At 65.1% G+C, this 22,796-nt stretch carries 20 protein-coding genes; 7 read left to right on the forward strand and 13 right to left on the reverse strand.

Annotated features, from left to right (window positions below; all coding sequences use genetic code 11):
* The 6 genes from CXY81_RS00615 to CXY81_RS00640 form a co-directional block, all read right to left on the reverse strand.
* A partial coding sequence (locus tag CXY81_RS00615; protein ID WP_233193906.1) for a transposase family protein occupies positions 1-366 on the reverse strand: 366 nt, incomplete at its 3' end.
* A 199-nt stretch (positions 367-565) separates the two neighbouring features.
* A complete protein-coding gene (locus CXY81_RS00620) occupies positions 566-988 on the reverse strand; it encodes a cytochrome c oxidase subunit 4 (protein WP_104171126.1) in 423 nt (140 codons plus the stop codon).
* Positions 989-2,731, reverse strand: coding sequence for a cytochrome c oxidase subunit I (gene ctaD, locus CXY81_RS00625; protein ID WP_104171125.1), 1,743 nt, complete (start codon positions 2,729-2,731; stop codon positions 989-991). It lies immediately after the preceding gene.
* A 3-nt stretch (positions 2,732-2,734) separates the two neighbouring features.
* A complete protein-coding gene (gene coxB / locus CXY81_RS00630; RefSeq protein WP_104171124.1) occupies positions 2,735-3,622 on the reverse strand; it encodes a cytochrome c oxidase subunit II in 888 nt (295 codons plus the stop codon).
* A 178-nt stretch (positions 3,623-3,800) separates the two neighbouring features.
* Positions 3,801-4,157 (reverse strand): iron-sulfur cluster assembly accessory protein, encoded by a 357-nt coding sequence (locus CXY81_RS00635; protein ID WP_104171123.1) that lies wholly within the window; start codon positions 4,155-4,157, stop codon positions 3,801-3,803.
* Positions 4,158-4,294: 137 nt separating this feature from the next.
* Positions 4,295-5,716, reverse strand: coding sequence for a dipeptidase (locus tag CXY81_RS00640; protein ID WP_104171122.1), 1,422 nt, complete (start codon positions 5,714-5,716; stop codon positions 4,295-4,297).
* A gap of 73 nt (positions 5,717-5,789) precedes the next feature.
* On the opposite strand from CXY81_RS00640, the gene CXY81_RS00645 reads away from it, so the two are divergent.
* Entirely contained in the window at positions 5,790-6,359 is a 570-nt protein-coding gene (locus CXY81_RS00645) for a DUF3043 domain-containing protein (RefSeq protein ID WP_104193661.1), read from the forward strand.
* Positions 6,360-6,379: 20 nt separating this feature from the next.
* Here CXY81_RS00645 and CXY81_RS00650 read toward each other — a convergent pair whose 3' ends face one another.
* Positions 6,380-7,525, reverse strand: a complete 1,146-nt coding sequence (locus CXY81_RS00650) for an alkaline phosphatase family protein (RefSeq protein ID WP_198411968.1) — start codon at positions 7,523-7,525, stop codon at positions 6,380-6,382.
* A 91-nt stretch (positions 7,526-7,616) separates the two neighbouring features.
* Between CXY81_RS00650 and CXY81_RS00655 the strand changes: the two genes are divergently transcribed.
* Entirely contained in the window at positions 7,617-10,100 is a 2,484-nt protein-coding gene (locus CXY81_RS00655) for a DNA topoisomerase (ATP-hydrolyzing) subunit A (RefSeq protein WP_104193662.1), read from the forward strand.
* A 54-nt stretch (positions 10,101-10,154) separates the two neighbouring features.
* A complete protein-coding gene (locus CXY81_RS00660; RefSeq protein ID WP_104171119.1) occupies positions 10,155-10,853 on the forward strand; it encodes an SDR family oxidoreductase in 699 nt (232 codons plus the stop codon).
* An 18-nt stretch (positions 10,854-10,871) separates the two neighbouring features.
* Here CXY81_RS00660 and CXY81_RS00665 read toward each other — a convergent pair whose 3' ends face one another.
* Complete coding sequence (locus tag CXY81_RS00665) at positions 10,872-12,953, reverse strand: type IIA DNA topoisomerase subunit B (RefSeq protein WP_104193668.1); 2,082 nt, start codon at positions 12,951-12,953, stop codon at positions 10,872-10,874.
* A 172-nt stretch (positions 12,954-13,125) separates the two neighbouring features.
* On the opposite strand from CXY81_RS00665, the gene CXY81_RS00670 reads away from it, so the two are divergent.
* Positions 13,126-13,362 carry a hypothetical protein gene (locus tag CXY81_RS00670; RefSeq protein WP_104171117.1) on the forward strand — a complete coding sequence of 79 codons (237 nt, stop codon included), beginning with the start codon at positions 13,126-13,128 and terminating at the stop codon, positions 13,360-13,362.
* Between the two features lie 55 nt (positions 13,363-13,417).
* Here CXY81_RS00670 and CXY81_RS00675 read toward each other — a convergent pair whose 3' ends face one another.
* The 5 genes from CXY81_RS00675 to CXY81_RS00695 all read right to left on the reverse strand — a co-directional run bounded on the left by CXY81_RS00675 (position 13,418) and on the right by CXY81_RS00695 (position 19,271).
* A complete protein-coding gene (locus tag CXY81_RS00675; protein WP_104171116.1) occupies positions 13,418-14,146 on the reverse strand; it encodes a type 1 glutamine amidotransferase in 729 nt (242 codons plus the stop codon).
* Positions 14,143-15,366 carry a MurT ligase domain-containing protein gene (locus CXY81_RS00680; protein ID WP_104171115.1) on the reverse strand — a complete coding sequence of 408 codons (1,224 nt, stop codon included), beginning with the start codon at positions 15,364-15,366 and terminating at the stop codon, positions 14,143-14,145. The genes CXY81_RS00675 and CXY81_RS00680 overlap by 4 nt, the downstream gene beginning before the upstream one ends.
* A gap of 53 nt (positions 15,367-15,419) precedes the next feature.
* Positions 15,420-16,727, reverse strand: coding sequence for an RNA polymerase sigma factor (locus CXY81_RS00685; RefSeq protein ID WP_104193663.1), 1,308 nt, complete (start codon positions 16,725-16,727; stop codon positions 15,420-15,422).
* Positions 16,728-16,958: 231 nt separating this feature from the next.
* Positions 16,959-18,293, reverse strand: coding sequence for a nitrate/nitrite transporter (locus CXY81_RS00690; protein ID WP_104193664.1), 1,335 nt, complete (start codon positions 18,291-18,293; stop codon positions 16,959-16,961).
* Between the two features lie 54 nt (positions 18,294-18,347).
* Positions 18,348-19,271: a proteasome assembly chaperone family protein gene (locus CXY81_RS00695; protein WP_104193665.1), complete on the reverse strand. Its 924-nt coding sequence runs from the start codon at positions 19,269-19,271 to the stop codon at positions 18,348-18,350.
* A 96-nt stretch (positions 19,272-19,367) separates the two neighbouring features.
* Here CXY81_RS00695 and CXY81_RS00700 point away from each other — a divergent pair, with 96 nt between their 5' ends.
* The 3 genes from CXY81_RS00700 to CXY81_RS00710 form a co-directional block, all read left to right on the forward strand.
* Positions 19,368-20,855, forward strand: a complete 1,488-nt coding sequence (locus tag CXY81_RS00700) for a leucyl aminopeptidase (protein ID WP_104193666.1) — start codon at positions 19,368-19,370, stop codon at positions 20,853-20,855.
* A gap of 99 nt (positions 20,856-20,954) precedes the next feature.
* The gene (lpdA, locus tag CXY81_RS00705; RefSeq protein ID WP_104193667.1) at positions 20,955-22,325 is read left to right on the forward strand and encodes a dihydrolipoyl dehydrogenase; all 1,371 of its coding nucleotides are present in this window, start codon (positions 20,955-20,957) and stop codon (positions 22,323-22,325) included.
* Between the two features lie 70 nt (positions 22,326-22,395).
* The coding region (locus CXY81_RS00710) for a biotin/lipoyl-containing protein (protein WP_304481844.1) at positions 22,396-22,796 on the forward strand (401 nt) is incomplete at its 3' end.

Below are 22,796 nucleotides of genomic sequence, written 5' to 3' on the forward strand. Positions count from 1 at the left end.
CGCGGTTTTCGAGGTTTGCGTGGCCAGCCACGCGACATATGAATCGAAGTGGCGGGTGTGGCCGGCCTGATGCCGCGCCCACGGCACCGCAGCCACGATCACACCGTGCTCCCGGCACGACACCCGCGGGGCATCCGCCTCCAGAAAGACCCGGGTCGAGCCGAAATCCAAGCCCCGCCACCGGCGGCGGCCTGCTCCGTCGTCGTAGCGCGGGCAGCGCTTCTGGCAGCTCCCGCACCGGTTCCGCATCGACCTGGTCAGTCGCACCGACGCAACAAAAACGCCCGCTACCAGGTCGAGATCAACGTCCTCGACCACTGTCTTGTCGACACCGAGCAAAGTCCGCCATATTGTTAGAGACCGCACGCCGTTTTCCCGCCTANGAATCCCCGTCGAATTCGTTCGAGGCCATGCAAGCGGGAACTGCGGATCAGGCTGCGTGGAACTGTGAACTTGCCCGGCCGTGTCACTCCGAGGCGATGCGCGGTGCATAAACATAGGTGGCGTCCAAAACCTGTGTCCTGGACGCCGCCGTACGTGCCAGAAGCACGTGTCTCAATTCAGATCAGCGAGCGAAGTTGCCCCGATAGTACTCGTATACCCAGCCGACGAGGCAGATGACCCCGATGCCCAACGCGATGATCGAGATCCACACGCCGACAGCCAGCCCCATGAAGAGCAGAGCAGCACTGGCAGCCAAGAGGATGGGCCACCAGCTCCACGGGCTGTAGAAACCAACCTCAGGGTCGCCGTCGTCGATATTCGCGTCAAGACGATCTTCGGGAAGCTCGCCACCCTGAGCACTGTGCACCCGGCTCAGGTAGAACGCGACGAAGCTGAAGAAGATCGCGCACAGGCCGAGTGTGAACGTCCCCGCCCACTCGATCTTGTTCTGGTTAGGGTCAAGAAGACCCCAGACCACATAGGCCGTCGTGACCACCACGAAGAACCCGCTCAGAACCAGAAGGAGATTGACGTTGGCTCTCATTTACTTCGTCCTTTTCGACGTTACGTCGTACGTGGGGGCATCCGGGGCGTCCTTCGCCGGCCCGATTCCGACTGTCATGGGCGCCTCCGGGTGGTTCAGGTCAAACGCGGGGCGCTCGGACCGGATGCGCGGGATGGAGGTGAAGTTGTGGCGCGGCGGCGGGCAGGAGGTAGCCCACTCGAGCGAGCCGCCGTGGCCCCACGGGTCGTTCACGGTGACCTGCGGTGCCTTACGGGCGGTGATATAGACGTTCAGGAAGAACGGGATCATCGAGATCGCGAGAATGACCGAGCCGACCGTAGACAACTGGTTCATCCAGGTGAAGCCGTCTTCGGGCAGGTACGACGCGTACCGACGCGGCATGCCGACGACGCCCAGCCAGTGCTGCACCAGGAAGGTTGTGTGGAAACCGATGAAGAGGAACCAGAAGTGCCACTTGCCGAGGCTCTCATTGAGCATCTTGCCAGTCCACTTCGGCCACCAGAAGTAGAACCCACTGAACATCGCGAAAACCACGGTTCCGAAGATGACGTAGTGGAAGTGCGCGACGACGAAGTAGGTGTCCGAGACGTGGAAGTCGAGCGGCGGCGAGGCCAGGATGACGCCGGTGAGGCCACCGAAGGTGAAGGTGACCAGGAAGCCAAGGGCCCACAGCATGGGCGTTTCGAAGGTCAGCGAGCCATGCCACATGGTGCCGATCCAGTTGAAGATCTTCACCCCGGTCGGAACGGCGATCAGCATGGTCATCAGGGAGAAGAACGGCAGCAGGACAGAGCCGGTGACGTACATGTGGTGCGCCCAGACCGCCACGGACAGTGCCGCGATGGAGATGGTCGCGTAGATGAGGGTCTTGTATCCAAAGATCGGCTTGCGGCTGAAGACCGGGAAGACTTCCGAAACGATGCCGAAGAACGGCAGCGCGATGATGTACACCTCAGGGTGACCGAAGAACCAGAACAGGTGCTGCCACAGGATGGCTCCACCGTTGGCCGGATCGTAGATGTGCGAGAGGAAAATGCGGTCGGACGCGGCGGCCAGAAGGGCTGCGGCGAGAACGGGGAAGGCCATCAGGATGAGGATCGACGTGACCATGGTGTTCCACGTGAAGATCGGCATCCGGAACATGGTCATTCCGGGGGCGCGCATCGTGATTACCGTGGTGATGAAGTTCACGGCGCCGAGAATGGTGCCGAAGCCGCTCAGCCCAAGCCCGACCATCCACAGGTTGCCACCGACGCCTGGGGAGAACGTCGTACTGGCCAGAGGCTGATAGGCGAACCAGCCGAAGGATGCGGCACCCTGCGGAGTGAGGAATCCACCGACGGCGACGAGACTGCCGAAGAAGAAGGCCCAGAAGGAAAAGGCGTTCAACCGGGGGAAGGCCACGTCGGGGGCGCCGATCTGCAGCGGCATGAGGGAGTTGGCGAACCCGAAGAACAACGGCGTAGCGAACATCAGCAGCATGATCGTGCCGTGCATGGTGAAGAGCTGGTTGTACTGCTCCTTCGTCTGGACGACCTCGAGGCCGGGGGCGAAAAGCTGTGCGCGGATAACCAGTGCCATGACACCGGCAAGACAGAAGTAGACGAACGACGTGATCAGGTACATGTACCCGATGACTTTGTGGTCAGTGGAGGTGATCCACCGGACGATGACGTTGCCCTTGCGCTCGACACCGGTGGGCCGACGCGGGGCAGTGGGGGCTGCCGGCGCGGAAGGTGCCGTAGTGGTAGTAGTAGTCATGGACTAGTTGCCCTCCTGCTCGGTTGGTGCTGTCGTTCCCGGCAGATTTTGGTTGCGTGCGTAATCGAGGCCGAGCTGGCCGTCGTTGCCTGCAGCACGCAGAGAGTCGATGTACGACTCGTAGTCTGCCTCGGACACGACCTCGACCGTGAAGAGCATCAGCGAGTGATTCTCGCCGCACAGTTCGGCACACTTTCCGTCATAGGTGCCGATGCGCTCCGGGATGATCGACATGTAGTTGGTCTTGCCGGGGATCATGTCTTTTTTGTACAGGAAGTCAACGACCCAGAATGAGTGGATGACGTCGCGGGCGTCGAGCGCCAGTTCAACCTTCTGGCCGACCGGCAGGACGAGCGTGGGGATCTCAGACTGAACCAGCGAACCGGCGGGGCCGTCGACGTCGGGCTGGCCCTGGATGCCGGCACTGTAGACGTCTTCGTTGACGTAGTTGAAGTCCCAAGCCCACTGCTTGCCGATGACCTGGATTTTGACCTCCGGCTCATCGAAACGAGCCTCGATCTCTGCCTGGTCCCGCGCGGTGAAGGCGAAGAAGCCGACCACGAGAATAAGGGGAACGACCGTGTAGAAAATCTCGATCGGCATGTTGTAACGAAGCTGCACCGGAAGGCCGGTCTGACCCTTGCGGCGGCGGTAGACAACGACGGCCCAGATGATGAGCCCCCAGGTGATGAGCCCCACAATCATCAGAACGATCCATGATGTGGTCCACAGCCCGGAGATGCGCTCCGTCTGGTTGGTTACCGCCGGCTCACCCTCGATGAAGCCGGGGAGGTAGCCATGAAGCTGGGCTTGCGAGCAACCTGCGAGAACGAGGGCCAACGACGCTGCGATCGGAATTGCAGCCCATCGGAGACGATGGTTTTTGCGCACCAGTAACCTTTCGGTGAGACTCGACGACACTTAACTGGAAGTGCTTCTATAGACTCCCAGCCTACTGCGGGTGGCACGTTCCGTTGTGCAAGAACCGGCCTCCGAGATAACGAATTCGCCGCCAGTCATAGTATTTGCGGAGATACGAGCCCGTCGCGCTTTGTCTGGCGCCGGTGGGTCAGCTGAAGGAATCTCCACATGCGCAGCTTCCGCCGGCGTTCGGATTGTCGATCGTGAACCCCTGCTTTTGGATGGTGTCCTCGAAGTCGATGGATGCCCCGTCCAGGTAGGGGACACTCATTTTGTCTACGACGATCTCGACCCCATCGAAGTCGACGAGAGCGTCACCGTCGAGTAGCCTCTCGTCGAAATAGAGCTGGTAGATGAGGCCGGAGCAGCCGCCGGGTTGAACGGCAACGCGCAGGCGGAGGTCCTCGCGGCCTTCCTGGGCGAGCAGGCTGCGTACCTTGTCAGCGGCGGTGGCGCTCAGGCCCACGCCATGGGCGGCTGTGCTGGCGGCGACTGTGTCGGTCATGGTGCTCCTCAGTGTTCGAGTCGTTTTCACACGGTCTTTCGCGGCGGCTGAATGTCCGCTGGTGGCCACGAAGATTGTACCGACCACAACCGGGAATACACCATCTGCATTCCCGGATTTCTGCGCTCTCGGTCGGGTCAGCTCCCGGTGCGCTGATTCAGACGGCCGAGTAGGAAGGCCTCACTGAGGATGGCCCGCTTGAACACTCCGAGATGCAGAGATTCGTTGGGGCTGTGCGCCCTGGAATCCGGGTCCTCGACCCCGGTGACCAAGATCTGAGCATCCGGAAACACCCGCACTAGGTCGGCGATGAAGGGGATGGACCCGCCGACGCCGATGTCCACCGGGCTTTCGCCCCAGGCTTCGGCCATGGCGCTCCGCGTCTCAGCGACGGCCCAGCCGCCCGTGTCGACCAGGAAGGCCTCCCCCGTGTCGACGTCATCGATGTCGATCCGGGCGCCGAATGGAGCCTTGGCGTGCAGATGCGCCTCGAGCGCACGGAACGCCTCGTCCGCCGACTGACCGGGAGCGATCCGGGTGCTTAGGCGAACGGTGACGGCCGGGGTGAGCGTGTTCGACGCGTTGGCCACGGACGGCGCGTCGATCCCGGTGATTGTGATGGCCGGCTGGGACCAGATCCGGCTGAGCACCGAGCCGTGACCGATCGGGCCGACGCCGTCGGTGAGCCCGGTTTCCAGGCGGAGCTGCTCCACCGAGTAGTCCGGAGTCGGAACATCGATGCTCGTCAGCCCGCGGACGGCGACGGCGCCGTCGTCGGCGTACAGGCTGTCGAGCAGACGAACGACGGCCATCATCGCGTCGGGAACCGCTCCCCCGAACATGCCCGAGTGCGACGCGTGGTCAAGGGTGCGTACCGTCAGTCGGAACGTGACATTGCCGCGCAGCGCCGTGGTCAGTGCGGGGGTGTTGATGTCCCAGTTGTTCGAATCTGCGACGACGATGGCGTCCGCGCGCAGGGACTCCCGGTTCTCCTCCAGGAAGGTGGCGAAGGACCGGCTGCCGAACTCTTCCTCGCCTTCGATGAAGAGCGCCAGGCCGAGGTCGAAATCGGGTCCTTCTGCTTCCACGAGAGCTCGGATCGACGCGATGTGGGCCATGACTCCCGCCTTGTCGTCCGCCGCACCGCGTCCGTAGAGGCGGTCGCCACGCACGGTCGGTTCGAACGGGTTGGAGTCCCAGTCCGCATCCTGGCCGGGAGGTTGCACATCGTGGTGCGCATAGAGCAGAACCGTCGGGCGCCCGTTGCGTGCCGCGCGCGTGGCCAAAACGGCCGGATGGCCGAGTTCGGCACCGCCCGGGATCCCGGCCCGCTTGATCTCGACCGATTCGAACACCCCGAGGTCGCGGACCAGGACCGCGACGGCATCCGCGCTGGTGGTCACCTGAAGTGCGTCGAAGGCATCCCAGGAGACGGAGGGAATCCGCACCAGGGAGCACAGGTCGGCAATGGTCGTGGGAAGGCCGCGTTCGACTGCCGCACGAAGAGCCGGGGCGGCCGGTGAGATTGCCGGGGGCGCTGTTTCTCGAATATCGGTCATCAGGTAATCTTAAGGCAACCAATTGCAAGGAACTGATGTGGCTAAGCCTGTGAACCCAGACGCACAACCATCCATGGAGACCCCGGACGAGACCAGGTCTCGCCTCGCGGCCACCCACCCTGTCGGCAAAGTCGGCAAAGGGCAGGCGACGCCCAGCCGCAAGCAGCAAGAGGCTCTGAATCGGCGCCCGCTTGTTCCAGATGACCGCAAGCTCGCGGCCAAGCAGGCCAGAGGCAAGGCCGCCGAGGCTCGCGAGCGTGCCCGGGTGGGTATGGCTGCCGGAGATGAGAAGTTCCTCCCCGTGCGCGACCGCGGTGTGCAGAAGCGCTTCGTGCGCGACTTTGTCGACGCCCGCTTCAACGTGGGCGAATTCATGATTCCGGTGATGTTTCTGGTCATCCTGCTCAGCGTATTCCCCGACGCGGCCGTGCAGACGTACGGAATCCTGGGCCTGTGGGCCTTCGTCATCGTCGCCGTTGTCGACTCCGTCATCCTGGGCTTTATCGTCACGCGCAAGCTCAATGCCAAGGTCGGCGCTGAGAAAGCCGAGCGTGTGCGCTGGTACGCAGCGATGCGTGCACTGCAACTGCGTGTGCTTCGCCTGCCGAAACCACAGGTCAAGCGCGGCCGCTACCCCGCCTGACGCCGGAACTTCTCACGCGCTCAGGCGGAGAAGGTCCCCGACCTGATCAGGGGCACGCGGAGTTCCTCGTCCGTCAGCGATCCGTGCTGACCGACCATCGAACGTGCGGACTGATTCGGCTCGCGGGAGTCGTAGTAGGCTATTAGCTTGCGTGCGGCCACGATCACGTCGCCGATGCGTGGCAGGACCTCGGGTGCAACATCGCCGAACAGCCCGGACTCGACTGCTTCCGCGCGGCTGAAGACCCAGGCGCGGTGGCCTTCAATACCGCGCCACGTATCGGCGAGGGCCGCGCCTGAGTCGGAACCGAGTTCGGGTTCGAGGTAGAGGTGCAGGCACCGGGGATCCCCGCCGATGTGGCGGACGCCGCCGATGAGTTCGGGGACCGTGTCGAAGAGCACGTGTCTGGTCATCGGGACGTCGATGATTCCGTGGTCGGCCGTGACCAGGAGACCCTCATCGGCTTTCAGTGCGGCTGCGAAGCGGGCGGCCGCGCCGTCGAGGTTCTCCAGCGCGGCCAACCACCGTTCGGACTCCCAGCCGTGCGCGTGTGCGGCCACATCCAGCTCGGGGACGTAGACGTAGACGAGGGCGCGCGGCTCGGTGTCCAGAAGGTGTCGCGCGGCGGCAAACCTGTCGGACACGCTCTCCGCGGGCACGTAGTGCGCGCCGCGAAGCGCCGCCTGGGTGAAGCCGGATGTGGTGTACCGGCGGGGTCCGATGGCGAAACCGGGGATGCCGGCATCCGCGGCCCGTTCGAAGACGGTGCGCGCACGCTGCCAGGTCTCCGGTCGCATGTCGTCGTCCCAGCCGGTCAGCTGGTTCACCACACGGTCCCGGTCGGCGTCTCGGACCCGGTAGCCGACGAGTCCGTGCTGCCCGGGTGCGACACCCGTGGTAAGGGTCGTGATGCCTGCAGCCGTGGTGGATGGGAAGACGCCGTCGACCACGCTGGACTTGGTCAGCAGCGAGTTCAGGAATCGGGCGTGCCCGGGACGGGCTCGGAGGGAACTGACGCCGAGGCCGTCCGCCAGAAGGACGACCGCCTTGTTCGTCTGGCCGAGGTCCAGAATGTTGGAAAGGCCCTCGATCGATGACAGGGAACTTGTGAGAACGTCGGCAAGGCGCAGGGTGCCGAATTGGCGGGCCGGTAGCATGGGGGGCATCGTGCCAAGTCTGACATAGACAGGGACGGATCGATCCAGCGCCTACCCGACAGCGCGCGTCCCTCAACGCACGCCTCAGCAGAATTCACGAATGAGCCGTTCAGACAGCACCACGCCCGCCACGTTCACCGAGCGCATCGAAGACGTCGATGTATCCACCGAGATGCAGGGCTCGTTCCTCGAATACGCCTACTCGGTCATCTACTCCCGGGCGCTCCCGGACGCCCGGGACGGGCTCAAGCCAGTGCAACGGCGCATCCTGTATCAGATGAGCGAGATGGGGCTCCGCCCCGATCGCGGCCACGTCAAGTCGGCGCGGGTCGTCGGCGAGGTCATGGGAAAGCTGCACCCGCATGGCGACACCGCGATCTATGACGCTCTCGTGCGCATGGCGCAGGCGTTCACGCTCCGGGTCCCTTTGATCGACGGCCACGGCAACTTTGGTTCGCTCGATGATGGGCCGGCCGCCCCGCGGTACACCGAGGCCAGGCTGGCCGCGCCGGCCCTGGCCATGACGGAAAACCTCGACGAGGACGTCGTCGACTTCGTACCCAACTACGACAACCAGCTCACCCAGCCGGACGTTCTCCCGGCCGCCTACCCCAACCTGCTCGTCAACGGCGCGAGCGGTATCGCCGTCGGCATGGCCACCAACATGGCTCCGCACAACCTGATCGAGGTCGTCGGCGCGGCACGTCATTTGCTCGCCCACCCAAACGCGACCCTCGAAGACCTGATGGAGTTCGTCCCGGGGCCTGACCTGCCCACCGGCGGCACGATCGTCGGGCTGACGGGAATCATGGATGCCTACGCCACCGGGCGCGGCAGTTTCAAGACCCGGGCGCGGGTATCCGTCGAAGCCATCACCGCCCGCAAGGCCGGTCTCGTAGTCACCGAACTTCCCTATCTGGTCGGGCCCGAGCGGGTCATCGAGAAGATCAAGGACGGGGTCAATTCCAAGAAGCTCAGTGGCATCTCCGATGTCACCGATCTGACGGACCGCACCAAGGGACTCCGTCTCGTCATCGGGATCAAGACCGGTTTCAGCCCGGAGGCCGTGCTCGAGCAGTTGTACCGGGTGACCCCGCTCGAGGACTCCTTCAACATCAATGCGGTGGCCCTCGTCGACGGCGGCCCGCAGACACTGGGTCTGCGGGAACTCCTGCTCGTCTACATCGGACACCGAATCGAGGTCGTGACCCGGCGCTCGGCCTACCGACTGGCCCGACGAACGGAGCGTCTGCATCTTGTCGAAGGCCTAATGGTGGCAATCCTGGACATCGACGAGGTGATCCAGGTCATCCGCGCCAGCGACGACAGCGAGCAGGCGCGCGCCAAGCTGATCGACGTTTTCGACCTGAGCCAGATTCAAGCCGAGTACATTCTCGAGCTCCGCCTGCGGCGCCTGACCCGCTTCTCGCGCATCGAACTCGAAACCGAGCGGGATCAGCTGCTGGCGGAGATCGCGGCGCTGAAGAAGCTTCTCGGCAGCAGGGCCTCCATCCGCACCCTGGTGTCCGACGAACTGGCCTCGGTGGCCGAGCGTTTCGGCACACCGCGGCGAACCCTGTTGACCGAGGCCAAGGCGAGTGTCGCCGGCGCCAACAGCGCCGCCGCCAAGCGGAAGGCCGCCATCCTCGAGGTGACGGACACTCCGACCCGGGTCTACCTCAGCGTGACGGGCAAGATCGCCCGGGTGGAGATTCCGGCCGGCACCACTGTCCAGCCGGAGCGGATCACCCCGGCTCAGAGGCGCAGCAAGCATGACGCCGTCCTGTCCGTTCTGGACACGACCAGTCGCACCGAGATCGGAGCGGTCACCAGCCTGGGACGGCTCATCCGCTTCTCCCCCGTCGACCTCCCCTTGCTGCCGCCGACCTCGGTCCAGCTCGGGGCCGGCGTACGCGTGCGCGACTACCTGGCCCTGCCCAACACAGCGGAGAAGATCGTCGCGCTCGTCGCGCTCGATTCCAAGCATTCGATCGTTCTCGGGACCAGACAGGGCATCGTGAAGCGCGTCACCCCCGGCGACTGGGCAAACAAACCCGATTTCGAGATCATCGCGCTGAAGCCCAAGGACATGGTGGTCGGCGCGGCGCAGGGTGCGGAAGACGACGAACTCGTCTTCATCGCCTCCGACTCACAGCTGTTGCGTTTTCCTGCCGGGTCGGTGCGCCCGCAGGGGCGCACCGCCGGCGGTATGGCGGGCATCAAACTGGCCGCGGACGCGCACGTGGTGTATTTCACCAGCGTGGAAACGCACGGCGCGGCGGCGCTCGTGGTTGCGACCGTCGCGACCGGCAGCCACACCCTGCCCGGAACAGACCCGGGCAGCGCCAAAGTGTCCGACTTCTCCGAGTACCCGGCGAAAGGCCGGGGAACGGGTGGGGTGCGCTCCCAGCGGTTCCTGAAAGGCGAGGACACCGTCTCCGTCGCGTGGGTGGGGCCTCTGCCGGCCCGGGCGATCGCGTCGGACGGCACACCCCGCATGCTTCCTGAATCAGGGTCGCGGCGTGATGCGTCCGGGGCCATGCTCGACTCCGTGATCGGCGCCATCGGCGCCCGGATCGGCTGACGCCCGAGCGCGATCTCCAGCCATGTGCGGAGGGTGGTGCGTTATGGTGGCCAAATGACACACCTCGACGATTCCGTCATTCTCGTCCTCGGCGCCTCGGGGGGTCTGGGAAGTGAAATTGCCCGACTTCTGGCTGCCGGCGGCGCCCGACTCGTCCTAAGCGGACGCAACCAGGCGAAACTTGAGGCGCTCTCGATTCCCGGAACCCCGCTCGCCGCCGACCTCATCGATCCGGACGCAATCACGACCCTCGTCGCCGACGCGATCAGCGTGAACGGACGGCTCGACGGCATCGTCAACGCGTCGGGGGTCGTTGCCTTCGGACCGGCGATCGAGGTGAGCGATGAGACGCTCGTCGAGCTGTTCGCCGTGAACACGCTGGCACCGATCCGCCTGCTCCGTGCGGCTCGGGCCGCGCTGAGCGAATCCGCCGAGCAGGGGCGAGAGCCCTTTATCGTCACCCTCAGCGGCGTCGTCAGCGAGAGCCCCACTGCCAACCTTGCCGCATACTCGGCGTCCAAGGCCGCCCTCGCTGCCTTCGGACAGGCCGCCGGCCGGGAACTGCGGCGTAGCGGCATCCGCATTCTGGACGCGCGGCCCGGTCACACCGAGACCGACCTCTCCACTCACCCGATCTCCGGAATCGCCCCGCGCCTGCCGGCCGGCTACCCTCCGGTCGTCGTCGCCCAGCGCGTCGTCGACGCCATCATCAACGGCGAACGCGACCTGGCAAGCACATCGTTCCACTCGTAGGCCCCCCGGTCACGGGCGTCACACGTCGATACGGTCGCGACTCAGTTTGTCCGAGCTCTCGATGATGAATTCCTTGCGCGGCGCGACGTCGTTGCCCATCAGGAGCTCGAAGACGTTGCCGGCCATCTCCGCGTCGGCGACCCGCACGCGGCGCAGCGTGCGATGCGCCCGCTCCATCGTCGTCGTCGCGAGCTGGTCGGCATCCATTTCGCCGAGGCCCTTGTAGCGCTGGATCGGATCCTGGTAGCGCTTGCCGCTTTTCTTGAGTCCGGCGAGCACGGCCTGAAGCTCCACCTCCGAATACGTGTAGATGGTCTCGTTCGGCTTCGTGCCCGGGTTCATCACCACGACCCGGTGGAGCGGCGGTACGGCCGCGAAAACGCGTCCCTCCGTGATCATCGGGCGCATGTAGCGGAAGAACAGGGTGAGCAGCAGCGTGCGGATGTGCGCGCCGTCGACATCCGCGTCGCTCATGATGATGACCTTGCCGTAGCGCGCGGCTGACAGGTCGAAACTTCGTCCGGACCCGGCGCCGATCACCTGGATGATCGACGCGCACTCGACGTTCGACAGCATGTCGGCAACGGATGCCTTTTGCACGTTCAGGATCTTGCCGCGAATGGGGAGGAGTGCCTGGTGCTCGCTGTCCCGGGCGAGCTTGGCCGTACCCAGGGCGGAATCTCCTTCGACGATGAAGAGCTCGCTCGTCGAGACATCATTGCTGCGGCAGTCGACCAGTTTCGCGGGCAGGGACGAGCTCTCCAGCGCGTTCTTCCGGCGCTGGGTTTCCTTGTGGGCGCGAGCCGAGATTCGCGATTTCATCTCGGCCACGATCTTGTCCAGCACCACCGCGGCCTGCGTTTTGTCGTCGCGCTTCGTGGACACGAAACGCTCGTTCATGGCTTGGGCGACGACGTTGGCCACGATGGCGCGAACCGCGGGGGTGCCAAGCACCTCCTTGGTCTGCCCCTCGAATTGAGGCTCGGGCAGCCGCACGGTGAGCACGGCTGTGAGGCCGGCCATCACGTCGTCCTTCTCCAGCTTGTCCGACCCCATTTTGAGCCGTCGAGCGTTCAGCTCGACCTGCGCTCGCAAGAACTTGAGCAGGCCCGCGTCGAACCCGGCCTGGTGCGTTCCGCCCTTCGGGGTGGCGATGATGTTCACGAAGCTGCGGACAGTCGTATCGTAACCTGTCCCCCAACGGAGGGCGATGTCCACGGCACAGTCCCGGACCAGCTCGGTGGGCACCATGGCGCCCGTCGGGGTCAGCACCGGGACAGTCTCCCGGAAGGTCCCGTTTCCGGTCAGTCGCCAAGTGTCGGTGATCGGGTTGTCGGTGGCGAGGTGATCGACGAACTCCGAGATCCCGCCCTCGAACATGAAGGACTCGAGCACGTGCACGTCTGTGCGCTCGTCTACGATCTCGATCCCCAGGCCCGGGACGAGAAAGGCCGTCTGACGCGCTCGCTCGAGCAATTCCTCGGTCTGAAACGACGCACCCTTCGTGAAGATCTGACGGTCGGCCCAGTAGCGCACCCGCGTCCCGGTCACACCGCGCTTGACCTTGCCGATGACGCGTAGTTCGCTCTGCTTCTCAAAAGGCGTGAACGGCGCGTCGGGGCTCTTCTTCCCCGAGTCCGCGAAAATCCCGGGTTCGCCGCGGTGGAACGACATGGCCCAGGTCTTGCCGTCACGGTCGACCTCGACATCGAGGCGCTCGGACAGGGCATTGACGACGGATGCGCCCACGCCGTGGAGGCCACCGGACGCGGCATACGATCCGCTGCCGAATTTGCCGCCGGCGTGCAGTTTGGTGAAGACGACCTCGACACCGGTCAGTCCCGTCTTCGGCTCGATGTCAACCGGAACGCCCCGAGCCGTGTCGCGCACCTCCACGCTCTCGTCAGCATGGAGCACGATGTCGATGCTGGTGCCGAAGCCGCCCAGTGCCTCGTCGACCGAGTTGTCGATGATCTCCCAGAGACAGTGCATGAGGCCGCGCGAGTCGGTGGACCCGATGTACATGCCCGGGCGTTTGCGAACCGCTTCCAGCCCTTCGAGGACTGACAGGTGGCGGGCAGAATAATCAGAAGAACTCACAACGGTCAAGAATACCGAACCAACGCCCTTCCCCGGTCATCAACACCCGATTGAAGTGCGCTACGCGGTGAGCGAAATAACGGGCAACCGACTCGATAACCTTGCCAGACCGTGTTTCCATTAGGTACAGGTTAAATTGGTATCAGTTGGTATCAGTCTGGAGGAGGAAACCATGTCCCAGATCGCAGCCGAAAATGGTGCCATCAATCACGAGAAGGCTCCCCACCAGCTCACCGCGGCAGACCGCTGTGATGCATGTGGAGCGCAGGCCTACATTCGTGTGGTCGTGAACAACAGCGAACTGCTGTTCTGCGCGCACCACGGCCGTAAGCACCAGGAGAAGCTCGCCGCCATCGCGGACAGCTGGCACGACGAGTCGAGCCGCCTCCTTGAGGACCAGCGCTCCTAGCGGTATCGGTCGGCCTCAGGCAGCTCGAACTGTCCCGCGACCGGCCGATGGGCATCTACTCCATGGGGAGTCCGAGCCGCACCGCGATCTGATTGCGTGCGGCTTGTGCCATGTCGTCGGCAGCCAGCGAATGGTCACCGGGCAAATACTCATGAACGATACGAGCCAGGGCCGTACGCAGCAGGTGATCGGCCAGCCCGGGGTTTTTGGCGAGAACGGGACCGTGAAGATGGGTCCCGACGACGCTACCCATGACCAGTCCCTCCGTACCCGCGCCATTGCCCGTTCCGGAGATCACCTGGCCGAGCGGCGCCGCCTCGCCACCGACATAGCTGCGCTGATGATTCTCGAAACCGATCAGACGTCCGAACCGGGAGGCGACCACGATGTCTTCCGTGGCCCGTGCCGGCATCGGAACAGCGCGACCGGCCACGATGCCCAGCCCCTCGACAACGGATCCGTCGGCGAGTTCGATGCCCCAGCTCAGAAGTTCCCAGCCGGTTCCGACCAGGAGGATGGGGACACCCGCGGTGGCCCAGGTGCGCAGCTCCGTGGTCATCGTCGCGAGGATGTCCCTGGCGCGCACCATGTCGGAGTCGGAGCCCGATCCGATGACGACGGCATCGACCTGGTCCGGCAGATCGGCCGCGGAGCGCACCTCCACGACCGTGGCGTCGGCACCGGCCCATCGGGCCCGCTGGGCGAGAACGCGGGCGTTGGCGGCATCGCCATTGGTGCCCAGGAGCTCGGGAAGCAGCGACACGATCGAGAGCGGACGGGTCATTCCTGCTCCTCCTTGTTGGTGACGAGCCCCAAGTATGTCCTGGTGCGTCGCATGGAGTCTGCGGAGAAGATGATCGTCTTCAAACCAGTCAGTGGTTCGGGCAGAGCCAGGAAATCATCCAGGGCCAGGCCCAGGTTCGGCTCGATGCGGTCGACGACGACGTCGTCGTACACCAGCTGGAGGGCGATGTCGTGCGCCTTCGAACCGGATGCAATGCGGACCCGGCCCAGACCCGAGGTGTTGACGGGCCAGAAGTAGGACGGGTCGCGCACGTCTGACCCGATTGCGATGAGAATCTGCTCGGTCTTTGGCTCGAGGCTGTCGACGTTCAGTTGGAAACTGGCCGGGTTCTGCACCAGCACGAATTCAACCTGCTGGCCGCGAACCGTGACGATCTCACCACGGCCGAAGACCGGTGGGATGGCCGAGATGGCGTTGATGGCCAGCACCGGGTCGAAGCGGTCGCCGAGTGCGGCCTGCGCCGTGCACAGCGCTGTCAAGGCGTCGACGGCATAATGCGTTCCGCGGGCAGGCAGCCCGAGCGGGTAAACCACACCCGCAATGCTCACGGTGGCGCGGCGGCCCTGCACTGAGGTGAGGAGCATCCCCTCCCCCGCGTCCAGCCTGGTGGCGGTGGTCGCACTGTAGCCCAGGCCCCGCGGATTGTCGGCGAGAACGTCGGCGGAGACGCCGTAGCGCGCGACTGCCGAGGAGCCGGGTAGGCGTCCGGCGAGGTCGGTCAAATACTGGTCGTCCGCGTTGACCACGACGGTTCCGGTGGCGCTGGCGGCGATCTTGGCGAGCATGGCCGCGACCATGTTCGAGTCATGAAATCGGTCGATCTGGTCGACCATGACGTTCGTCAGCGCAACGACGCGCGGCGTCAACGTACCGGAGATCAGGGCTCCGTGGCCCTCATCCATCTCCAACACGGCGATGTCGCCCGCGATATGACCGCTCAGGCTGGCCTGCTCGAGTAGCGCGGAGGTCAGACCCTGGCTGATGTTGGCCGTGGACTGATTGGTGAAGACAACGCTGCCGTGAGCTCGGAGCGCCGCGACCAGCATCTTGGTCGTCGTTGATTTGCCGCTCGACCCGGTGACGATGACCAGGCCGCCGGGAAAGCTGTTCAGGCTGAGAGGAAGGAATCCGGGTGCGATCCTGTTGACGACGAGGCCAGGGATCGCGGATCCGCCGCCCGGCTTCCGCCAACGGGCCATTTTCCGTACGACTCGTCCCAGAAGAATCGCCGGTACGTAGCGCAAAACGCGCTCTACTCGAGGTAGTCGCGTAGGGACTGCGACCGTGAGGGGTGACGCAGTTTGGCCATGGTCTTGGACTCGATCTGACGGATGCGCTCACGCGTCACGCCGAACGTGTCGCCGATCTGGTCGAGGGTCTTCGGCATGCCGTCCCCGAGGCCGAAGCGCATGCGGATGACGCCCGCTTCTCGTTCGGAGAGCGAGTCGAGCAGGCTCTCCAGCTGCTTCTGCAACATCGTGAACCCGACGGCGTCCGCAGGCACGACGGCTTCCGTGTCCTCGATCAGGTCGCCGAACTCGCTGTCGCCGTCCTCACCGAGCGGAGTGTGCAGGGAGATGGGTTCGCGGCCGTATTTCTGGACTTCGACGACCTTCTCCGGGGTCATATCCAGTTCGCGGCTCAGCTCTTCCGGTGTGGGCTCCCGGCCGAGGTCCTGAAGCATCTGGCGCTGCACGCGGGCGAGCTTGTTGATGACCTCGACCATGTGCACCGGAATTCGGATCGTGCGGGCCTGGTCGGCCATCGCGCGCGTGATCGCCTGACGGATCCACCAGGTTGCGTAGGTGGAGAACTTAAAGCCCTTGGTGTAGTCGAATTTTTCGACGGCACGGATGAGGCCCAGGTTGCCCTCCTGGATCAGGTCGAGGAATTGCATGCCGCGGCCCGTGTAGCGCTTGGCGAGCGAGACGACCAGGCGAAGGTTCGCCCCCAGGAGGTGGCTTTTGGCGCGGGCGCCGTCTTTGGCGACCCACATGAGCTCGCGTCCAAGGGCGCTCTTCTTCTCGGCGTCGCTCATCTGGGACATCTTGTCTTCGGCGAAAAGCCCGGCTTCGATTCGCATCGCGAGCTCGACCTCTTCGGCGGCGTTCAGCAGGGCGACCTTGCCGATCTGCTTCAGGTAGTCCTTGACAGGGTCGGCCGTCGCACCGGTGATTGCGCTGGAGTAAACCGGCACCTCGTCGTCGTCGTCGACCAGTGACAGTACCAGGGCGCCGCTCGGGAGTGCCTCGGCGGATGCTGCGCGCTTCTTTTTGGCCTCGTCGGAGTCGTCGTCGGCATCCGCGTCATCGCCGCGTGCGGCCTCATCGTGTTCGTCAGATGCCGGCTTGGCCTTCGCCTTCGTGCTGGCGGCGCGCTTGCGCGGCGCGGGCTTCTCTTCACCGTTTGCTGCGGCAGCGGCCGCAGCAGCGGCCTTGGCCAGGGCGGCCTTGGTCGGCTTCTTCGCGGCGGCCTTGGCTGCCGGCGCAACTGCGTCTGGAACCGCAGTGGTGCTCACGGTGGACTCTTCGGTCTGCTCGATTTTTGTGCGGGTTGCCATTCGAACACCTCTCATGCCGTGGCTCGTGAACCTGCGGCGCTGCCAGGCGGGTCCCGACCGGGTGGGTATGGAGGGAGATGAGCCTGGGCAGTGTGGATTTTGGGCAGTACTAGGACCCATGTCAAGTCCCGGGCCATTCACACCGACACTGCTGTCGTTGCTCCCAGGACCAGAACGGGCCCTATTGACAATTATTGCATGCTTTGTGTAGGAGACAAGCCAGGCGCGCAGCTACTCCGGCTGCTGCCGCCGGCGCCAGGCCCGCGCCACGGCGACCCAGAGCGGCGCGACTTCCACTCCCTCGTCGCGGGACAGCTGGCTGCGGGTGCGGGCCCGGGCGTGCAGCAGAAAAATCACGCCGAGTCCCACAACCAGGAACTGCACGGAGAACGCAACCCGAAAGGAGTCGAGCGAATACAGATCGCTCGCCTCCCCCCTGGCGGTGCGCCAGCCGTCCTGAAGGTCAAGCAGTAGCCCGATCAGGTAGACCATCACGAAACTAGCGGTGAAGCCGCCCACGTTCACGACGCCGTTCGCTGAGCCGTGGCTGCGCTGGGGGTTGAAGGTGCGCGCGAAATCGAAGCCGATCAGTGAGCCGGGTCCCCCGATGCCAAGTGCGACGAGCAGCACCAGCATCAACCAGAACGGCGGCTGCAACGGCCACAGCAACACAGCGGCCCAGGCCGCGCCCATCAGCGCGACGACGCCCAGCACGATGGTGCTGCGGCGCAGCGGAAAGCGCGCCGTCAGGATCCCGAGGATCGGCCCGCACACCATGCCGGCACCCACCAGGACCATCAGCATCGCCGCGGCGAGGGACGGGTCGTAGCCAAGTCCGTACACCATGAAGGGGAACCCCCAGAGCAGGGTGAAGACGGTTCCGGAGGACTGTGTGACGTAGTGCGACCAGAAGCCGAGCTGGGTTCCGGGCCGTTTAAAACTGTGTGTGAGCTGCAGGAGCGCGCCACGCCAGCTGGTGGTCCGGTTCTGCATGGATGCGAGGTCCGGCTGGTCCTTCACCACGACGATGACCATGATGAGGGCCACCACGGCAACCGAGGCGGCGGAGAGGAACGTCGGCGTCCAGCCCCAGGTGTGCAGCACCCAAGCCAGCGGTAGGGCGGAGAGCACCTGGCCGAGCTGGCCGATGTTCCCCAGCCACTGCGAGAGCTGAGGAACGATGCGTCCGGAAAACCACGAGGCGATGAGACGAATCATAGAGATGAAGATGCCGGCGTCGCCGGCACCGACGAGGATGCGTCCGAGCACGGCAATCGAGATGTCGGGGGCGAAGGCGAGCGTGGTCTGACCGACCACCATCAGCCCTGTCCCGGAGGCCACCAGCACGCGAGGCCCGTACCGATCGATCAGGACGCCCACCGGAATCTGTGCCGCCGCATAGACGGCGAGTTGCACGACGGCGAGACTGGACAGCAGCGCGGCAGACCCGCCGAACCGCTCGGTGGCGGCGACACCGGCGATCCCGAGGGAAGAGCGCTGCAGGACGGCGGAGAGGTATGCGAACGATCCGACGTAAAAGATCAACCAGGAGCGGCGCGTGTTCATTGGCCCAAACTTACCCGGGCCGGAGCATCCGGATTCACGGCGACGCTCGACAGATCAGGCCGGCGAACCGTCGTCTCTGCTGCGCCGGGTGGCGAGGAAGTTCTCCAGTTCGGCGGCGATCTCGTCGGCGCTGGGCAATTCGCCGGCCTCGTCGGTCAGTGGGGAGCGCAGCGTGCTGCCCTCCATATAGGCGTCGTAGCGCTCTTCGAGCGTGCCGACGAGCTTGCCCAGCTCGGGGTTGTCCCGCACTTGCTCGTCGATGCGGGCGACGAATTCGCGATTCTTCTCTCGCACCCGATCGGTGGGGAAGATCAGCCCGGTGGAGGCACTTGTGCTGTCCAGCGCCGCGAGGGCGGCGAGGGGGAATTCCGTGTCGGCCAGATAGTGCGGGATCAGCAGTACGAACCCGACGACGGAGGCGCCAGCCTCCTGCAGCCGGTATTCCACCAGGTGCAGCGCGTTCGCCGGAACCTGGGTGTTCGGACGCCAGACCGACATGCTCTCGACCAGATCGGACCGGTTTCCGCTGACGGTCACGCCGATCGGACGGGTGTGCGGGACCGGCATCGGAATCGCGTGCACCCAGGTTGTGGAGGCCACCTTGAAGCGGCGCTCGAGCTGCAGCACCGCGGCGGTGAACTGTTCCCAGCGGAAATCCGGCTCGAAGCCGGTCAGAAGCAGGAACGGCTGGCCGATCTCGTCCCGGGCCTGGTACACCCTCAGGGCGGGAGGCTGATAGTCGGTGAGGTGGTCCTGGTCGAACTGGATGATCGGCCGCCGCGCCCGGTAGTCGAGCAGCACGTCGGCGTCGAAGGTCGCGACGACGGTGTGGTCAAGGGTTTCCAGAAGGTATTCCGCGAATTGCGAGACGGCACCACCGGCATCCGCGAAGCCCGTCAGACCCGCCACAAGGTGGAGCCCCTCCGGGACGTTTTGCGCGTCCGCAGTCAGCTCGTAAATGTCACCAGGATCCCGCATGACATTAACTGTAAGCGCCAAATTCCGGGTGGTGCGGGAATCGACGACCCCGCCGTGATGCCGAGAGCGAACACACCCGGAGCGTACGATCGGGGGATGAACGCACCCCGCCTGACCATATCCGCAGCACCCGCCCTCGAATCGGAGGTGGACGTTCTCATTGTCGGGGCGCTCCAGTCCGGCGACTCCGCCGCCCTGTTCGCTGACGCCGCCTTCGCCGGCCTCGCGGACCAACTCGCCCCCCTGGGTATCACGGGCGGTCGCGATCAGGTGGTGCGACTGCCTGCGTCGATCGGCAACGCCCGCAGCATCGCCGTTGTCGGAATCGGCAAGGAGGCCACGGTCGATGCGCTGCGCCATGCTGCCGGGTCGGCCGTTCGCCAGCTGACCGGCGTGACCTCGGTTGCCTTCGCCTTCCCCATGACCACGGATGCCCAAGCGGAGGCCGTCCTGGAGGGTGCCGCGCTCGGTGCGTATTATTACACCGCGTACCGGCAGAACTCGCTCGCCGCGACCAGGATCCCGGCGCAGGAGATCACGGTGCACACCGCCGCGGAGGCGGCCGGAGCCTCCGCCCGCGTCGGAGTCATCGCCGAGGCCGTCAACCTGGTCAAGGACCTGGTCAACATGCCGCCCTCCGACCTCTACCCGGAGGCACTCGCGCGCCTGTCCATGGACGCCGCCGCGGGCCTTCCCGTCGCCGTGCGCGTCTGGGACGAGGCGGAGCTGGCCGCGGATGGTTTCGGCGGGATCGCGGGCGTCGGCCAGGGTTCCAGCCGGCCGCCGCGCCTGGTCAAGGTCAGCTACACGCCGGAGGGCGCGACGCAGCACCTTGCCCTGGTCGGCAAGGGCATCACCTTCGACACCGGCGGACTCTCACTGAAGCCGCCGGCATCCATGGTCGGCATGAAATACGACATGACCGGCGCGGCGACCGTGCTGGCCGTGACCCTGGCGGCCGCCCGCCTGGGGCTCAACGTGCGCATCACCGCCTGGCTCTGCATCGCGGAGAACATGCCGTCCGGCTCGGCCATCCGACCCAACGACGTGTTGCGGATCCGCGGAGGCCGCACGGTCGAGGTGCTGAACACGGATGCGGAGGGTCGCCTGGTTCTTGCGGACGGTCTCGTCGCGGCCGGCGAGGAGTGCCCGGATGCGATCGTGGACGTGGCGACGCTGACCGGCGCCGCCCTCGTCGCACTCGGCACCCGCTACTACGCCGCCATGGGTGAGGATGCCCTGGTCGCCCGGGTGCTCACCGCCGGCAAATCGGTGGGTGAGCTGGTGTGGCCGATGCCGCTTCCCGAGGAACTGCGCCCTCTACTCAACTCGGATGTCGCCGACATCGCCAACGCGAAGATCGGCAGCACCCACGGCGGCATGCTGCTCGCCGGAGTATTCCTGCAGGAGTTCATCGGGACCCGCGGCAACGGGGACGGCACCGAGACGATCCCGTGGGCCCACCTGGACATCGCCGGGCCGGCCCACAACACCGGCAGCGGGTGGGGATTCACGAATGCCGGGCCGACCGGAATCTCGGTTCGGACTCTGCTCCGACTGGCCGAGGACTTTTCGCGCCCGTAGTACAGTCAAATGGGCGAGAAATCTCGCCCACTCTCGCCTGCCCGGATGCGTATCCTCGCTGCGGGCAGACCGGGTTGTGATGTATGAGGGAGTATCTGGGTGTCGGAACAGAATTTTGACCTTGTCGTTCTCGGCGGCGGAAGCGGTGGCTACGCGGCCGCATTGCGTGCCGTTCAGCTGGGGCTCACCGTTGGCCTGATCGAAAAGGGCAAACTCGGCGGAACCTGTCTGCACCTCGGTTGCATCCCGACCAAGGCACTCCTGCACTCGGCCGAGGTGGCCGATGTCAGCCGCGACGCCGCGAAGTACGGTGTCAAAACGCAGTTCGAGGGCATCGACATGCCAGCCGTGAACGCGTTCCGCAAGAGTATTGTGGCGTCGAAGTTCAAGGGGCTGCAGGGTCTGATCAAGTCGCGCGGCATCACAGTGATCGAAGGTGAAGGTCGATTGATTTCGCCGAACACCGTGCAGGTCGGTGCCAACACCATCGTGGGTAAGAACATCGTCCTCGCGACAGGCTCCTACTCCCGCTCCCTGCCGGGGCTCGCCATCGGCGGTCGAGTCATGACCAGCGAGCACGCCCTGGAGCTCGAGTTCGTCCCGAAGAAGGTCGCCGTGCTCGGCGGCGGCGTCATCGGCGCCGAATTCGCGAGCGTCTGGAAGTCCTTCGGTGCCGACGTCACCATCATCGAGGCACTTCCCCACCTGGTTCCCAACGAGGAAGAGTCCATCTCCAAGCAGCTGGAGCGCGCCTTCCGAAAGCGTGGCATCGAATACTCGCTCGGCATCCGGTTCCAGAGCGTCACTCAGCACGAGAACGGCGTCGTCATCACCCTGGAGGACGGCACCATCATCGAGGCGGAGATTCTGCTCGTCGCCGTCGGGCGTGGCCCGTCGACCGCCGGACTCGGCTTCGAGGAGGTCGGCGTCACCATGGACCGCGGCTTCGTCCTGACCGACGAGCGCCTCGCGACCAACATCCCCGGCGTCTTCGCCGTGGGCGACATCGTCCCCGGCCTGCAGCTCGCGCACCGCGGATTCCAGCAAGGCATCTTCGTCGCCGAGGAGATCGCCGGTCTCAACCCGATCGTCGTCAACGACCTCAACATCCCCAAGGTCACCTATTGCGACCCGGAGATCGCCTCCGTCGGCTACTCGGAGGCCAAGGCTGCCGAAAAGTTCGGCGCCGACCAGATCTCCACCGTCGAGTACAACCTGGGTGGAAACGGCAAGAGCTCCATCCTCGGCACGAGTGGCTCCATCAAGCTCGTCCGGGTCAAAGACGGCCCCATCCTCGGTGTCCACATGATCGGCGCCCGCGTCGGCGAGCTGATCGGTGAGGGACAGTTGGTGGTGAACTGGGAGGCCTACCCGGAAGACATCGCCCCGTTCCTGCACGCGCACCCCACCCAGAACGAGGCACTCGGCGAGGCCTTCCTGGCGCTGGCCGGCAAGCCGCTTCACGCGTAGCCGCCGAACCTCTGCATTCAGACACTCAGTACTCTAATTACAGACAATACGTTTTGAAGGAGACAATCGCATGAGCGAATCCGTTAACCTCCCGGCACTCGGTGAGAGTGTCACAGAGGGTACGGTCACCCGCTGGCTGAAGAACGTGGGAGACCGCGTCGAAGTCGACGAGCCGCTGCTGGAAGTATCGACCGACAAGGTGGACACGGAAATCCCGTCCCCCATTGCCGGCGTGATCGAGGCCATCCTGGTTCAGGAAGATGAGACCGTCGAGGTCGGAACTCCGCTGGTCACGATCGGTGACGGTTCCGGCGCCTCCACTCCCGTCGCGGAAGCGCCTGCGCCGGTGGACGCTCCCGAGCCCGTCGCGGAAGCTCCGGCACCGGTGGCGGCCCCCGCACCCGTGGCGGCACCCGCACCCGTGGCGGCACCCGCACCCGTGGCGGCACCCGCACCCGTGGCGGCACCCGC

The sequence above is a fragment of the Cryobacterium sp. M25 genome (assembly GCF_002929635.1).
GTDB lineage: Bacteria > Actinomycetota > Actinomycetes > Actinomycetales > Microbacteriaceae > Cryobacterium > Cryobacterium sandaracinum.

What these genes read in the sequence shown, in the direction of transcription:
- CXY81_RS00695 (WP_104193665.1), bottom strand. Translation starts at nt 19,271, where the DNA reads ATGCGGGATCCTGGTGACATTTACGAGCTGACTGCGGACGCGCAAAAC.
- CXY81_RS00690 (WP_104193664.1), bottom strand. Translation starts at nt 18,293, where the DNA reads ATGAACACGCGCCGCTCCTGGTTGATCTTTTACGTCGGATCGTTCGCA.
- CXY81_RS00700 (WP_104193666.1), top strand. Translation starts at nt 19,368, where the DNA reads ATGAACGCACCCCGCCTGACCATATCCGCAGCACCCGCCCTCGAATCG.
- ctaD (WP_104171125.1), bottom strand. Translation starts at nt 2,731, where the DNA reads ATGACTACTACTACCACTACGGCACCTTCCGCGCCGGCAGCCCCCACT.
- CXY81_RS00675 (WP_104171116.1), bottom strand. Translation starts at nt 14,146, where the DNA reads ATGACCCGTCCGCTCTCGATCGTGTCGCTGCTTCCCGAGCTCCTGGGC.
- CXY81_RS00655 (WP_104193662.1), top strand. Translation starts at nt 7,617, where the DNA reads ATGAGCCGTTCAGACAGCACCACGCCCGCCACGTTCACCGAGCGCATC.
- CXY81_RS00680 (WP_104171115.1), bottom strand. Translation starts at nt 15,366, where the DNA reads ATGGCCCGTTGGCGGAAGCCGGGCGGCGGATCCGCGATCCCTGGCCTC.
- CXY81_RS00635 (WP_104171123.1), bottom strand. Translation starts at nt 4,157, where the DNA reads ATGACCGACACAGTCGCCGCCAGCACAGCCGCCCATGGCGTGGGCCTG.
- CXY81_RS00650 (WP_198411968.1), bottom strand. Translation starts at nt 7,525, where the DNA reads ATGCCCCCCATGCTACCGGCCCGCCAATTCGGCACCCTGCGCCTTGCC.
- CXY81_RS00660 (WP_104171119.1), top strand. Translation starts at nt 10,155, where the DNA reads ATGACACACCTCGACGATTCCGTCATTCTCGTCCTCGGCGCCTCGGGG.
- CXY81_RS00685 (WP_104193663.1), bottom strand. Translation starts at nt 16,727, where the DNA reads ATGGCAACCCGCACAAAAATCGAGCAGACCGAAGAGTCCACCGTGAGC.
- CXY81_RS00620 (WP_104171126.1), bottom strand. Translation starts at nt 988, where the DNA reads ATGAGAGCCAACGTCAATCTCCTTCTGGTTCTGAGCGGGTTCTTCGTG.
- CXY81_RS00670 (WP_104171117.1), top strand. Translation starts at nt 13,126, where the DNA reads ATGTCCCAGATCGCAGCCGAAAATGGTGCCATCAATCACGAGAAGGCT.
- CXY81_RS00640 (WP_104171122.1), bottom strand. Translation starts at nt 5,716, where the DNA reads ATGACCGATATTCGAGAAACAGCGCCCCCGGCAATCTCACCGGCCGCC.
- CXY81_RS00645 (WP_104193661.1), top strand. Translation starts at nt 5,790, where the DNA reads ATGGAGACCCCGGACGAGACCAGGTCTCGCCTCGCGGCCACCCACCCT.